Source organism: Saprospiraceae bacterium, from assembly GCA_016717265.1.
In the GTDB taxonomy this organism is placed as follows: domain Bacteria; phylum Bacteroidota; class Bacteroidia; order Chitinophagales; family Saprospiraceae; genus Vicinibacter.
Genome location: JADKFX010000003.1, coordinates 1 through 15,599, shown reverse-complemented (window position 1 = coordinate 15,599; position 15,599 = coordinate 1). Strand labels below are relative to the sequence as shown.

General features: G+C 33.8%; 14 protein-coding genes. All 14 read left to right on the top strand.

Annotation, left to right across the window (positions count from 1 at the left end):
* Positions 1–42: 42 nt before the first annotated feature.
* The 14 genes from IPO86_16305 (at position 43) to IPO86_16240 (ending at position 15,591) form a co-directional block, all read left to right on the top strand.
* Complete coding sequence (locus IPO86_16305; GenBank protein ID MBK9729665.1) at positions 43–1,170, top strand: hypothetical protein; 1,128 nt, start codon at positions 43–45, stop codon at positions 1,168–1,170.
* Positions 1,171–1,276: 106 nt separating this feature from the next.
* Positions 1,277–1,729: a hypothetical protein gene (locus IPO86_16300; GenBank protein MBK9729664.1), complete on the top strand. Its 453-nt coding sequence runs from the start codon at positions 1,277–1,279 to the stop codon at positions 1,727–1,729.
* Positions 1,730–1,786: 57 nt separating this feature from the next.
* Positions 1,787–2,473 (top strand): DUF998 domain-containing protein, encoded by a 687-nt coding sequence (locus tag IPO86_16295; protein ID MBK9729663.1) that lies wholly within the window; start codon positions 1,787–1,789, stop codon positions 2,471–2,473.
* Between the two features lie 33 nt (positions 2,474–2,506).
* The gene (locus IPO86_16290) at positions 2,507–3,448 is read left to right on the top strand and encodes a hypothetical protein (protein ID MBK9729662.1); all 942 of its coding nucleotides are present in this window, start codon (positions 2,507–2,509) and stop codon (positions 3,446–3,448) included.
* Between the two features lie 158 nt (positions 3,449–3,606).
* Positions 3,607–5,154 (top strand): T9SS type A sorting domain-containing protein, encoded by a 1,548-nt coding sequence (locus IPO86_16285; GenBank protein MBK9729661.1) that lies wholly within the window; start codon positions 3,607–3,609, stop codon positions 5,152–5,154.
* Between the two features lie 188 nt (positions 5,155–5,342).
* Positions 5,343–6,521, top strand: a complete 1,179-nt coding sequence (locus IPO86_16280) for a hypothetical protein (protein MBK9729660.1) — start codon at positions 5,343–5,345, stop codon at positions 6,519–6,521.
* A 53-nt stretch (positions 6,522–6,574) separates the two neighbouring features.
* Positions 6,575–7,588 (top strand): alpha/beta hydrolase, encoded by a 1,014-nt coding sequence (locus IPO86_16275; protein ID MBK9729659.1) that lies wholly within the window; start codon positions 6,575–6,577, stop codon positions 7,586–7,588.
* Between the two features lie 151 nt (positions 7,589–7,739).
* A complete protein-coding gene (gene tnpA / locus IPO86_16270; GenBank protein MBK9729658.1) occupies positions 7,740–8,201 on the top strand; it encodes an IS200/IS605 family transposase in 462 nt (153 codons plus the stop codon).
* 918 nt (positions 8,202–9,119) lie between these two features.
* On the top strand, positions 9,120–11,177 hold the full coding sequence (locus IPO86_16265) for a hypothetical protein (protein ID MBK9729657.1): 2,058 nt from the start codon (positions 9,120–9,122) through the stop codon (positions 11,175–11,177).
* The gene (locus IPO86_16260; protein MBK9729656.1) at positions 11,146–11,625 is read left to right on the top strand and encodes a hypothetical protein; all 480 of its coding nucleotides are present in this window, start codon (positions 11,146–11,148) and stop codon (positions 11,623–11,625) included. The genes IPO86_16265 and IPO86_16260 overlap by 32 nt, the downstream gene beginning before the upstream one ends.
* A 23-nt stretch (positions 11,626–11,648) precedes the next feature.
* Positions 11,649–12,932, top strand: a complete 1,284-nt coding sequence (locus IPO86_16255) for a T9SS type A sorting domain-containing protein (GenBank protein ID MBK9729655.1) — start codon at positions 11,649–11,651, stop codon at positions 12,930–12,932.
* A 1,153-nt stretch (positions 12,933–14,085) separates the two neighbouring features.
* Positions 14,086–14,559: a toll/interleukin-1 receptor domain-containing protein gene (locus IPO86_16250; protein MBK9729654.1), complete on the top strand. Its 474-nt coding sequence runs from the start codon at positions 14,086–14,088 to the stop codon at positions 14,557–14,559.
* A gap of 5 nt (positions 14,560–14,564) precedes the next feature.
* Positions 14,565–15,143 (top strand): hypothetical protein, encoded by a 579-nt coding sequence (locus IPO86_16245; protein MBK9729653.1) that lies wholly within the window; start codon positions 14,565–14,567, stop codon positions 15,141–15,143.
* 82 nt (positions 15,144–15,225) lie between these two features.
* Positions 15,226–15,591 carry a hypothetical protein gene (locus IPO86_16240; GenBank protein MBK9729652.1) on the top strand — a complete coding sequence of 122 codons (366 nt, stop codon included), beginning with the start codon at positions 15,226–15,228 and terminating at the stop codon, positions 15,589–15,591.
* Positions 15,592–15,599: the final 8 nt, after the last annotated feature.

The window sequence follows — 15,599 nt, the reverse complement described above, 5'->3', positions numbered from 1 at the left end:
ATAAATGACAGGGTATATTTTCGTATTTTCTAAATTTATTTTATGAAAACAACATTCACCGAAAAAATTCAGTCAGTCTCTATTTTGAGTATGATTCTTTATGGTAAATTATTATTAACATTAATCGTCGCAATTGTTTTAGCTTGTATTAAAGAAGGATCTTTTTTAAGTTTTATTATGGTAGCCGCTGCATGCACCATGGCTGGAATGCTGCTTGGATTTTTGTTCGGTATTCCAAGAGCTGATAAAGGTCGAAAAGTTAATGGATCTTCATATTCTGATAATACCAATTTGGAAGACATTTCAGATTGGCTTACTAAAATTCTTGTTGGAGTCACTTTAGTTGAGTTTCAAAAGATAGCACATCAGTTAGATTTGACTGCGGTTAATCTTTCTGCTAACTTAATTATGGATGCTCCAGGTAAAGCATTGGCACTTGCATATGGTACATTGATTTTTTATTCTGCTGGAGGCTTTGCAGTAGGTTATGTCTGGACACGTACAGTATTTCCATTAATACTTAATCGTATGCAAAAAGATAGTCAGGCTTTAAATCAAGAAATTGCCAGGCAATCATTAAAAATTGGAAAGTTAAAGGAAACTTTATTAGGGACATTAGCCGAAAAAGCTAAAGTGGAAGTGGAAAGTGAAACAAATGTTACCCAAATGAATAGAATCGATTCATTGATCAATACTCAATCGAATGAATCTATTCAAAATGAACTTAGTATTTTACATAGTAAAATTCCAGAGGTAATTAAAGCCAAGAAGTTTGATATAACCTCAGAGGATATACAAAAAGGTAAATGGGGCAAAAAATCTGTCGATGGTGATTTTCGGTTGACTGCAACTGTGAGTATTGGAAAATCCAAAGGATTTTATGATGTAGTTATTTGGGTCGAACTTTTAGATGGAGCAGCAATATTTCATCCTGTAGCTTATTTTGTTCACGATAGTTTTGGTTTTCAGAATAATGTCATTGTTTCAGTTCCAAATGATGAAGGGGTACCAAAAGTTAAATTGTCAGCAATTGAGGCATTTTGTTTAGGAGCATTATTGCCGGATGGTACAGAATTAGAGTTGGATTTAAATGAAGTGCCGGGTTACCCACCTAGTTTTTATTGGGAGGCAAATGAACAGAATAAATTATTTGTAAATGGTTTAATTTGAGTTATGAATTTTATAAGCTGCTTAATTTTATTTACCTTGCATTGTTGTGTTATAATATATTTTTGAATTATTTTATTGTTTTATTTTTTACAATTTAATCAACAGGATGCCTTTTTTAAAATACTTGCTTTATACCGTATTATTTTCATCTATAAGCGGATGTTGCAATTATGTCGATTGTTCAGGCGATAATTATGATTTTGTATTTGTTGTGCAAGATACAATTGCAGATATGGATTTAGTATTTGGAGCAAATAGCATTTATGATAAAAGTAAAATGAAATGTTATTCGGTTTTAGGAAATGATACCATTTATTATGGGATATCATTTATTGAGTATCATTCTAGCTTGGTTGATAGTGCTATCAGTATTAATCTATTTCCCGAAGTAAAAAATGAAATTTATTTGGTCTTAGATGCCATGGATACGGATACTTTATTTGCCACATACAATTCAAATGACACAAGATGTTGTGGATATATTACAGAAATAGAAAGCATTACAATTAATTCTAAAAAATTTAAAATTAACTATAGGCCTATTTTGATTAGTAAATAAAATCGATTTTACTATTTTTATTTAAGTTTCATATTTATTCATTTTAAATTGATACATATGCATAATTTACAAGAAAATAAAGAGCATTTCGGACAAGACCAATTAATTCCATTTTTATGGCTCAGAAGAAGTATCGGACTGCTGGGTATTTTATTTCCATTTGTTATGTATTTTGGTTCAAAATATTTTGGAAAATGTGACTGTCCGCTACATTCTGTTAGTGCTTATTACCATTCGCCAATGCAGAATGTATTTGTAGGCATATTATGTGTTATTGCAATGTTTTTATTTACTTATAGAGGACCCAAAAAGGAAGACAGCTGGGCGGCAAATTTCGCATGTATCTTTTGTTTATGTGTTGCCTTTTTGCCAACGACGCCAGATAATAGTCAGCCGGACTGTATAGTTTGTTATCAATATCATTTTGGGGTATTGCATAAAATTTCTGCAGTTTCTTTTTTTCTTTGCCTAAGTTATTTTAGTTTAATTTTATTCCCAAAGACACATGAGGATCAAATACCAACAGCAGAAAAATTAAATCGCAATATTGTATATCGGGTTTGTGGTTATGTAATGCTTGGATGCATGGCCTCTATTGCAATCATTGCAATATTAATCTACTTTAAAATTATTCCGGATATCGATTCTTACGTGTTTTGGTTTGAATGTATTGCACTTACATTTTTTGGAATTTCCTGGATTGTCAAAGGTGGATGGTTTCTTCAGGATAAACCTAAAATTTAGTTTTATCTTTGAATTTTTATAGCTTCCGAATTTATGGGTTGGTCCATTCTGTTTAAAATTGTTATTGCAATCGTAATTTGTGCTTTGCTTGTGAAATGCATTGGAAAAAAGAAAGCTCCGGATGGTTTGGATGGGTGGCTCGATTTGTATTTTCCTGATCAATTTAAAGTAATTTATACACTCACAGAAAATCCAATTAAACAGTTGAGTTTCTCTGTAAAGAATTCTGTTTTAGCTAGTAAATCGGATAGCTTGTTACAAATCAAAATCAGATGGGATAAACGCTTAGTTGGATTAGGTATTAATAAAGTGGAGATTGATAATTCATTGATAAAAGCAAAAGCGGAATTAGCAGATACCCGGATACTGTTAGATCAACTTAAATCGAGTGGTTTGCAGAAGTTTAGTTGTTGTATTTATTTAGGGGATGTGCGCATACTGATTTTTGAAGAACCAACTTCAAATAAGCGCGCAGAAACCTTTAAGCAATTGTTATCCGTTCTTTCTAAATGGTCAGCAGCCAGTAAGTACGGCTTGGTCGTCGATTTTATGGAAGCGAAATCGTTTGGCACTGAAGTAGGAGATATCATACCCTTGGTACATTGGCAACAAGGAAGTCCTTGGCAACGTCAGAATTCTATACTTTCAATCCAAAACGAACCAGGATATAACTTTAATCCTGATACTTTTGAGAAAAAATGGCAGTTTAATACAGAATCTGATCGATTGCTAAAATGGATAGATCAATCACGACCGGTTGCGTTAAAATGGGCAAAAAGCCATATGAAAAAGTCAATTGAGCTGCTCTCTGAAGTGGAGTATACAATACAAGAAAATGGTATGGATGTTCAAATAAAATTTGGCTTTACTCACATTAAAGTATCCAAGGAACAATCTACAGTTGACGGATATATTGTTGGCATTTATGTATTTGATGGAGATCAATTTGAGAATCTAAAGTTTGTACAAGAGTAGACTCCGGCATGAACAAGACAATTATTAGAAGTTATTGTAGGGATTTAATTTTATTTCTCATTGTTGAAATCGTCGGAATGTAATCGGGCAATATTGTGATTTGGTTTTGGATGATTCCTGGATTTGTTTAACTTTGGAAAAATCTTAGGAAACTTTATATGTCCAATAGAACCATTTTCTTAATTCAGGCTCTTACATTCAGTATGTGTTGTGTAATATCTATATTCACCTATAGCCAAGATGGTTCCTTAGATCTCTCCTTTGATCATGATGGGAAAATTACGACAGCAATAGGCATTAATAATGATTTAGGAAATGCAGTGATCATCCAACTTGATGGCAAAATTGTGATCGGTGGAAAAAGTGGTAGCAATGCAGCACTTGTTCGATATCAAACGAATGGTTCCTTAGATAATACCTTTGGAACTGGTGGTATAATAAATAATATTGGATGCTCCAATTTTGCAGGAAATTCTTTAACAATGCAAAGTGATGGAAAACTTTTAGTTGGTGGTTATTGTGGGATTTTTCCTAATTTCGATTTTGCCTTGACGCGTTTTCATCATAACGGAATATTAGATAATACATTTGGCACAAACGGTACCGTAATAACACCTGTATTAAATGGTGGTGATCAAGGAATGGCAGTGGCCATTCAAAGTGATGGAAAAATACTTCAGGGAGGTTATACAGATAATGGTTCCAACAGTGATTTTGCTTTGTTGCGATATCTTGAGAACGGGACCTTGGATTCTACCTTTGGTAATAATGGGAAAGTAACAACAGCAGTTGGAATCGCTGGAGATATAATCCGCAGTATATTGGTGCAATCGGATGGTAAAATTGTGGTGTCAGGATTTGGTTATACTGCTTCAAGTTTTTCGTATGATTTTGTTTTAGTTCGTTACAATAGTAATGGAAGTATAGATCAAAATTTTGGTTCAGCTGGGGTAACAACCACTGCTATCATAAATAGTACCAATGATTATGGCGAATCAATGACCATCCAACCGGATGGAAAAATTATCGTTGGAGGATATAGTTATACAGGATACTTGCTCCTGGCAAGGTATGATATCCATGGTAAACTAGATAATTCATTTGGAAACAAAGGAACAGTTTCTACATTATTCGGGTGCGCTTATCAAAATAAATATTCCATAATATTGCAAAGTGACGGTAAAATTTTAATCGGAGGATATAGTGCTCTCAATAGTCCAGCTTCCGATTTTTCGATCGCACGATATGAATCTAATGGAGCATTGGATAGTTCTTTTGGTTCGAATGGAATTGTTCGCACTCCTATTGGAAATGGTGATGATATTGCAACATCAATCGCTGTTCAGCCTGATGGAAAGATTGTATTGGTTGGTAGCTCTTACAATGGTTCAAACTTTGATTTTGCAGCTGTGCGTTATAATAATGAGATTACAACAGGGGTTAAAAAAGCAACGAATCAAATCTCTAAAATAATATTCTATCCTAACCCTTTTTCCTCAGAAACAAAGTGTCAGTGGGATGTTTCATTTGAAGACGCATGCCTTACTGTTTATGACTTTTCAGGATTCCAAGTAAAGCAACAATTAAATATTTCTGGTAAGTCATTCAAATTAGAACGCGATAATTTACCAGCTGGATTATATTTTATCCGATTTACGCAAAAGGGGAAGACTATACTATCCGATAAATTAGTCATCATCGACTGAGTCAAATTGCGCGTTTTTATGATCAGGATTTGTTGGAATGATAATATTTAATCTTGTTAATAGGGTTGAGCAGATATAGAGTCGTAGAATTCCAAATTGGTATATTCCTTTTATTCGAATAATTTTTATTTTCTGAGATATTGGTATTAAACTAACACTTATATTGAGCATTCAAATAATTCAAAAAAATGTCTATTAAATCTAAAGTCTTGCTTTTAAGTTTGGTCTTTCTTTCCATGTCATGCAATCGGTATTTTAATATTCAGGAGTATGTACCCACAGTAGATTTCAGAGGAATTGAAATAAAAAAACTTGAACCCGAAATTGATATTCAACATTTGGCGATTAAAGGGAAGTTGACTTTAAATTTGAAATTTAGATTTAATAATCCATATGATACACAATTAACGATTCCTGATCATGATTTTAAATTCTTAATGAGAGATCGGACAATATCTCAATTGTCTAAAAGAGGTGCATCGTTTATTGTGCCTCCAAAAGGAAGTGTAACACAACGCTATAGTCTGGAATTAGACCTTGATCCGCAAGGATATTTTAAGGATTTTATGGGAAAAGATAATGTCTATAAATTTGAAAGTACCTTCTATATAAAAGTGGATGATTATGTTCAAAATGTCATCGCACGAAAAGCAGTTAAGCATATGTTAGGAGGAGACCGTATTACCGTTCCATTTGAAATTACCGATACGCTCCGTTTGCCATTACCACCTCGCATTGCCGCTTCTTCAGAGAGTTCTTTTCTTAAATTTATTGGGGATAATAACCAGCTTAATTTGACTGGATTAAGTCCATTTGTAAATTTATTAGTAGATACAAAAATTAAAATTCCAGATCCATCAGCAACTTGTTGGTTTTGTTCTAAAGAAATAAACGCTGCAAATTATTTAGTTTCTCAAATAGGGCTTATAAACACATCGGCTCCAATTGCCTGGACTAATTTTTTAAATAAATGGAATAGTATCAAGAACAATTTAGTGGTTGAATATCCCGGCCCCAATACAACTGGATATAAAATTTATATTCCTTTTGAATTATATAATCCTAACGAATTTGCAATTGAAGCAGTAATGTTTACTTCTACAGCTATGCTCAATCAGAACTATAGTCCTTACATCGTTGAGTTTAAAACCTTAGATGGTAATAAAATGATTCAGGCAAAACATTCAAAAAAAGTATATTTAACCTGGCAAACAAATTTTTTTCAGGGTAATATACTTCAAGCTTTTGGAATCGGAGATCCCCTCATAAGTAACCCAACCTTAAAAGGTCAGATTGGAGTAGATATTGGTTATGGAAATATTCAAATACCGTATCAGTTTACGATCCCTTTTAAAATTGGCCAATAATGTTTGGCATCGCTGGGGATTCATTTGAAGCACTTAATTAAAATTCTAATATTATGCATTATTTCATAACGAATAGAGAAATTCAACAACGCGGAACTAAAGAAGTAATTCGGCCTGATGGAAGAGAACACGCAGGTGATGATTTGCGATTTGGTAGCTATGATATAGAAAATGATGAATTTGAGTTATTTCCGGATCCGACGAAAACGAATCAAATAACATACAGTGGTCTAAAAGCGACAAATACCTCAAGTTTAAAAGGCTCAGCGAGATTCTTTAAAGAACTGTATGATGATTTTCGGAATAAGGAAAATCAAACAAGTGGTAAAAATGATGTATTGTTTTTTATTCATGGATTTAATACAGATCTTAATAGTGTTCGAAGTAATTTTAAGGAACTACATAAACGTTATGTTTTGAATGAGGAATCACCCATTGGCAGAATAGTGATTTTTACATGGCCTGGTCGAAGTAGTGACTTGCCCTTACATTACCATGATGATAAAAAAGATGCTGAACGAAGTGGTGAAACATTGGCTCGATGTATGGCTAAATTATTGGATTTTTTTCAAGTCTTTCTTGCCCGTGAGCGCAATCCATTATGTAAAGGCAAAGTTCATCTTTTAGTTCATTCTATGGGAAATAGGGTACTTAAACAAATGATGATTGAAATGTCTATCAAGCAAATTCCGTATCCAGAAATATTTGATCAGATTATCTTGATGGCGGCTGATATTGAGTATAGTATTTTTGAAAAAGGGGAAGCTTTTAATCGATTAATTGAGTTGGGAAAAAGAATCCATATTTATTTTCATGAAAAAGATATCGTCCTCGATATTTCAAAATATACTAAGAATTTTAATAATCGTCTGGGTCGATATGGCAGGAAGCGAAATGACATTGTAAGTCCTGATATTATTGATGTTAACGCCACTGGTGTAAAAGATGACCTTAAGCCAGGTTTACGAACAAATCAACTGAATCATTGGTATTATTACAGTAGTTCTTTGGTAATTGCCCATGTAATTAAAGTTTTAAATGGAGAGCCGGCGAAAGGGGTTGTTTGAATTTATTAGCAATTACTAAAATTAAGTATCTTAGCCACAGGATACTAAATTGATTTAATTTAATTCGTTTTATTCTCAGCGAATAGATGGTTTTATTTTGTATTTCTAACACCCTAATTTTTAATTCTCTCACTATGAAAAACAAAACACTATGGCACATTCGTATCATCAAGTTTACCTCCAGGCTGTTTTTGCTGTAAAATATCGGCAATCGGTTTTGGATAAATTATGGCGCCCAAAATTACATGGGGTCATTGGAAATCTTATTAATGAAACAGGCTGTAAAGCAATTATTGTAAATGGAGTAGAAGATCATATCCATTGCTTTATTGGATTAAGACCTGTGATTTCTATTTCTAATTTAATGCAAATTGTTAAAGGCAAAAGTTCTAAGTACATTAATGACCATCAACTTACAAAGCATAGATTTGAATGGCAGGTAGGGTATGGTGTATTTTCATATAGCAAATCACATGTCGAACGAGTATTTAGATATATTGCCAATCAAGAGCAACATCATTTAAAACAAAGTTTTAAGAAGGAGTACATTTCATTACTTAATGAGAATAAAGTATCCTTTGAGGAGCAATATATTTTTAAAGAATTGGAATAATATTTTTTGCTTTAGGATGAGAATGGGATTATCAGGGGGCATGGGGAAATTCACATAGGCTGAAGCCTATGTAAACAAGATGGGTCGAGCCTATGGCTCTTTGGATGTGGTATATATTCCCTTAGAGTTTCATCAATGGGAGGGTTGAAGAAAATTAAGGTCCTAGGTTTCAATCTTAGGGAGGTAAAAACCCCAGACTTCAGTCTGGGGAAATTCACATAGGCTGAAGCCTATGTAAACAAGATGGGTCGAGCCTATGGCTCTTTGAATGTGGTATACATTACCCTAGACTTCTGTCAATTGGAAGGTTGCAGAAAATTATGGTCCTAAGTTTCAATCTTAGGGAGGTAAAACCTCAGACTTCAGTCTGGGGAAATTCACCCTAGACTTTCGTCAATTGGAAGGTTGAAGAAAATTAAGGTCCTAGTTTTCATCCCTCAAGAAAGTAAAAACCCCAGACTTCAGTCAGGGGAAATTACCATAGACTGAAGCCCATGTGTCCAAGATGGGTTGATTCTCTGACTCTTTCAATATGAAATACATTGCCCTAGACTATTGTCTGGGGCAATGTTATGAATAAATCAATAGCCTGTGACTTCAATCCGTGGCTATGGCAATATATTCCAGAGATTTTTTTGTTAAAATTGAATGTTTTTTTATTTATTCGTATATTTGAGTGAATTACTTTTAAAAGGTTATTTTTGAGTGTATGGTGTTTTAAGTAATTCCTTTTTGCCTTTAGAGAAATCAGTCACAAAATTATTTATTTATTATCAAGGTTCTGAAGCTTATCATGGGGTTCAGATTGGAAATCGTTTCTTCATATTTTGAGGCGACTTTAACAGTCTTGCAATATGATTATTTAAAGATCTATGATATTAAATTATCTTATTTTTATTATTTTAAATGCATGCTATTATGAACCAATTACAAATTCTACTTTTTTTGCAGTTTGCCATACTTGTGAATTTCCAAAATCAATGTTTGGCTCAAGGCACTGTTTTAATCGCTCCTTCAGATGTCGTTATTACACATACGTTTGGCTTTGATATTAATAATCTAGCCAATGTAGATGATGCAACTTTTGGCCGCATATTGAAGGACAGTTTTAATCGACAATCAATCATTACACAAGACTTGGTTTGCAAAGGATTTTGTGAGCCAAATGTTTGTACTGAATACCCTGGATTCAACCCAGCGAATCCAGCACAAAGTCTTGCAGTAAATATTGCTTGCAATTATTTCAAACTTTATTTTGATGCATCGCAAACAGACAAAAAATATGTGTTGAATTGGGGTCAGGATGGTTATGTGGAAAAAGCAAAAAATAACGTATCCTTATCACTTTTTGATTTGAGAATCAAAAGTCAGGCGAATTTTTATCATGGTCCAATTCTTAGGGTTTATTCAGTGATTGATCAAAATAACAAACTACTCAAAGATACCCAAACAATTTGGGTTGTTGATTGCAATTTTGTACAAGTGGATACATTTGATTGTCAAAATGAAATCAGCATTTATTTGAATGATAGTTGTTCAACAAGCGTGAATGCAGCTATGATTTTGTCAGGATGGGGATATTGTTTTCCTTTATATAAAATAGAATTGAGAGATTGGATTACAAACCAAATTATTGATCGAGATGCTAAATTGCCAGGAATTCAAGTAAATTCTAGAGACAAAGGAAGACTTATAAAATTTGCTGTAATAGATCCAATGACTGGAATTAATTGTTGGGGAAAGGCTTTAGTCATCGATACATTAGCACCTGTTTTGATTTGTCCACCAAATTTGACAATTTCTTGTTCGATGGACTCAAGACCATTTTATACAGGCATTGCAAGTATGTTTGAAAATTGTGGGGATGTTAATTTTACATATAATGACAAAATAGTTTTTGGTGGTTGCACACAAGGTTTTGATAAAATTATAAGCAGAAATTGGATCGCAACTGATAATTCAGGAAATAAATCTGAGTGTATTCAAACAATTACAGTTGATATAATGAAAACTCAAGATGTGAAATTCCCACCAAATTTTGATGGTATGGATTGGCCAGTTTTAAAATGTGATGAACAAGTAGATAAAAATATTGATATCAGCCAGTATATACTGAATACACCATCTTGTGTAGGTGGTTATTTATTAGACTCTGCATTTTGGTTTGCTCATGCTACGGAGCCCGATATATATCCGAATCGAAGACTTCCTCGAATTTTAGGATGGAATATTATTGATGTTCCTGGTGATATAAATTTCGGACATCCTAATCCAAATAGTATTTATTATTCATTTCACAAACAGTGGACATTAAATGCTCCAATTTGTTGGGCAGGGGATCAACATATTATGTTGCAAGGTACTGGCTTTCCTACCGGATTGGAATGTTCCAATTTTACATTAAACTACAAAGATATTGTGGTAGATTTAAGATTGCCTGGTTGTGATGCCGGAGAAATTCCTTGTAGGAAAATTTTAAGAGAATGGGTGGTTATAGATTGGTGTACAAATATCATTTTGGAGCACGATCAAGTAATTCATGTATTTGATCAACAAGGTCCTTCGGTTTTATATCCAGATACACTAAAGATAAAATTGTCACCATTTGAATGTGATGTTCGATGGGAAGTGGAGCCACCTTGGGTTGTAGATAATTGTTCAAATGAATTGCATTATAAAGTTGAAATTGCAGTTGGAGTTGTTCTCGGAAATGAAATATCAGGTTATGTTGTAACGAATCTTCCGCAAGGAATGAATACTGCTTACATTGTTGCTTCAGATTGTTGTGGAAATGTAACAAGAAAGCCAGTGACTTTATTGTGCGATGATAATTTGCCTCCAACAGCAATATGTGTAGAAAAGTTAAATGCTAATATTGTTGGTACGAATCCGCCTGGCAAAAATTTTGCTAAAATATTTGCCAGGGATCTAGACAAAGGAAGTCATGATAGTTGTGCCCCAATTGTATTTTTTTAAAGCAATCAGAATCGAGCAATTGCAAGGAAATGCAAATGGCACTATTGATATGCAGGAAGATGCGAATATTATATGTGCCTCTGCAAATGGAGATGATGATACATTATTGATTGGTAATCAAATTTATTTTGATGATTTTGTAAATTTTTGTTGTTCGGATGTTGGAAAAAAAGTAATTGTTGTATTACGTGTTTTTGATAGAGATCCTGGAATCGGTCCTATACCTCCTTCAAGTATGAATACTGGTGGAAATTTATTTAATCGTTTCACGGATTGTATCACGGAAGTTGAGATTCTAGACCGCAGTGTTCCAACCTTGGTTGCACCACCAAACATAGTAGTAAGTTGTGCATTTCAAATTGATATCAATAAACTTAGTGATCCTAATGATCCAACATTTGGAAGGGTACTAACTGAATTGTCAAATAGAAAAAGGTTTCGACATTAGATAAAGTATGTTATAGCTATTGTGTGCCTAATGTGATTACAGGATATCCTGGTTATGTTTCTGGAGCACCGCCTTCAAATCCTCCGGCCACAAATAGAGCATGTGATTATTACCGTGCCTTGTTTGATTCATCAGATGAGAATAGAATTTATGAATTGGTTTGGGGTTTTGATGGATATGTTTTGAGTTCATGCGAAGTTAATCCAACAATCCAAGTGGACGATTTGCGAAAGTGCGGACAAGGACTAATTAAAAGAAGTATTATAGCTTTTGGTCCAAATGGTGTTAAGGTAACTGCTACACAATCCATTTGGGTTGTTAGTTGCAGTCAGCTCAATATAAATCAAGTGGTTCCTTGCGATATAAAGGATGATATAATCTGGCCTGGGAATTGTAATGGGCAAGCTATAAATATAGGTGCATGTGGTAATGATGTTAGTCCTGATAATCCGCTCTTAGGTAAACCGGAATTCGAAAAAGGGGTAGATCAATATTGTGCATTGCTTACAATAGAACATCTTGATAATTATTTCGCAAACGAACCAGACGCTTGTTTAAAATTAATTCGAAAATGGGTAATTATTGATTGGTGTATATATGAACCTTCAATAGACTCAATCCGAGGTAAATGGGAATATTTACAAGAAATTAAGATTAATGATTTAGAAAAACCAACATTAAGTATTATCATTGGCAATCAAGGGCCACCTAATGTAAATGGCTTAGCTGCCATAGATATTGTAGCTGAAGCTCTTGATAATTGTTTACCTGCAGATGAGATCATTGTAGAATATCAAATCGATGAATTCAATGATGGTACTGGTAAGTATTCAGGAGGTTTTGATTATAAAGTAGGTCCATTAAACAGGAAGGACTTTATTGCCGGTATAATTCCAACATTCACTGACAATCCACGGGCATATAATTCCAAAAATTCATTCATAGCAAGTGGAACATATCCAATTGGCATTCATAAAATAAATTGGATTATAGAAGATGCCTGTAATAATAGGGATACTATTTCACAGTTATTTGAAGTACAGAAAACAGTAGACGCAGATAATGAAATTGGCTTTGAAGAATTACTTATTCTAATGCCAAATCCAACCCAAGGAAATGTTCTTATTAAATCTAATCAGAAGATAGATAAAGTAAATTTGATTTCTTGTCTTGGTGCAAGTTATTTAAGCTATGTTATAGAGAATCAGTATTCTTTAGAAATAATTAATATTCCTTCAGGCGTTTATTATGTTGAAGCATTTTTTAAAGGAAAATTAATAGGAAGAAAAAAATTGGTTGTCATATAGAGAATCAGGAATCACATAGACTGAAATCTATGTGTCCAAGATGGGTCTAGCCTCTGGCTCTTTGAATGTGGTAAACATTGCCCTGGATTTTCATCAATGGGAACGTTGCAAAAAATTCTGGTCCTAGGTTTCAATCTTAGGGAGGTAAAACCCCAGACTTCAGTCTGGGGAAATTTGCCACGGACTTCCATCAATGGGAATGTTGCAGAAAATTCTGGTCCTAGGTTTCAATCTTAAGAAAGTAAAACCCCCAGATTTAAGTCTGTGGAAAATCACATAGACTGAAGTCTATGTGTCCAAGATGGGTCGAGCCTTTGGCTCTTTGAATGTGGTATACATTGCCCTGGATTTTCATCAATGGGAATGTTGCAGAAAATTCTGGTCCTAGGTTTCAATCTTAAGAAAGTAAAAACCCCAGATTTAAGTCTGTGGAAAATCACATAGACTGAAGTCTACGTGTCCAAGATGGGTCGAGTCTCTGGCTCTTTGAATGTGGTATACAATGCCCTGGATTTTCATCAATGGGAATGTTGCAGAAAATTCTGGTCCTAGGTTTCAATCTTAGGGAGGTAAAACCCCAGACTTCAGTCTGGGGAAATTTGCCACGGACTTCCATCAATGGGAATGTTGCAGAAAATTCTGGTCCTAGGTTTCAATCTTAGGGAGGTAAAACCCCAGACTTCAGTCTGTGGAAATTTGCCCTGGACTTTCATCAATGGAATGGTTGCAGAAAATTATGGTCCTAGGTTTCAATCTCAAGAAAGTAAAAACCCCAGACTTCAGTCTGGGGAATTGAAAGAAGCGCTTGGTCTCAAAGTAAATCAATAGGAGAATCAAAATTCTAAAATTCCAGGAACGAAAATTAAATAAACAACAATAGCCACAGACTTCAGCCTGTGGCTATTGTTGTTTTAATATGGTTCTTTTGGAGTATTTTTAAATTGTGTAATTTTAATAATTGCTAGATTGATAACATTTTATAAATCCATGTTATTGCAATATAACCCCAATTAAAATGTGATTTTATGTTTTAGAATTACTTTTATAGCAATTGAACGTAATTTTATTTGTATTCGAAATGTATATTGTAATTATTTGATTGGAATGTAATTTTTAAGCTTATCTTCCATGATAATTAAATTCAAACTGAATTATGGCAGATATATTTATCAGCTATTCCAGTGAAGATAAATCTACCGTAAGGCAAATTGCAGGCTTACTGGAAGCTAAAGGTTGGAGTGTTTGGTGGGATCGACAGATTCCTATAGGAGAACGGTTTGATACAGTTATTGAAAATGAATTGCATTCAGCCAGTTGTGTTATCGTAGTTTGGACGGAGCGTTCCATTAAATCTGAATGGGTAAAAAATGAAGCGAGTGAAGCCGCAAGCAAACGTAAATTAGTACCAATCGTTTTAGAAAATGTTCCCATACCTCTAGCTTTCCGAAGGATTGAATCAGCAATGATGAAAGATTGGGACGGCGAATCCGATCATCCGGAATTGGAAATTCTTTATGACTCGATTAGCAAAATTCTAAATCAATCTTCTGATGCGCCGCCGATTCGTGAAACCCCATTATCCGATTCTTTTGAAACGCGAAAAAACGTAAATCTCAAGTTAGAATAGCCAGTTTGTTGATTCTTATATTATTCTCCGTGGTAACTCTTTTCTATTTCTTGCAAGAACCAACTGAAGCTAAATTGGCAGTTCGGGTATTTGATTGGAAAAATAATCCATTGACACAAGGTGAAGTTAAAATTTATTTAAAGGATAATATAAGAACACAATCTATTGATAATAATGGACAAGCACTTTTCGTGGATTTGCCAAATGAAGTAACAAAGCGTAAATTGAAAATTGAAATATCCAGTATAGGATATGCTACAAAAATTTATGATACCTTAATTTCAAAGTCCACTTTTATTGAATTTAGAATTCCATTTGTTTCTAAAATTAATATTTCAGGTAAAGTAAAAACTGCTGCAGAATATCCCATTAAAGGTGTAGATGTTATTGTTGAAGGTACTAAATATTTTGATAAAACAAAAAATGATGGCAGTTTTCTTATCCGTCTAGATGAATATACAATCGGGGATGAAATTGAAATTGTAACATCTCACCCAAATTACGAAGATAAAATTAGTCGATTAAAAATTATATCTCCGGACATGAAAAATATAGATCTTTATTTGAATCCGGTCACACATTAATATTGAAGCTATGAAAAATTATTTGATTTGGAGTTTCTTGTTAGTTTTTTATCAGAGCGATTTTAAAGCGCAGAATTTGATAATGAAGGGCCGAATTAAATGCCTGAATCAAAGTCCAAACTCAAGTAAGGGTGCGGAGAATGTTGTCGTTGTGCCAACGTTTGTTCCATCAAAGGCATGTATCACAGCCTCGCAACCTGCAGGTTATTTTGAATTTAATACAGGAATTCCATTCCAAAACTTACAAGATAAACAGGTTAGTATTTATGTGGTATCCCGTTGTAAAGATTGCGAGGATATTGAAAAGCGAATTTTTATTTCAGAGGATCAGGATCGCTTAAACAGAGATGATACAAAACGGTATGTAACCATCAAAGATTGGATGTTAAATGCAAATTGTAAGCAAGCTGAATTCAAAGCTTTAAAGCAGATAGCGTTTTACGAGTAGTGGTAAAA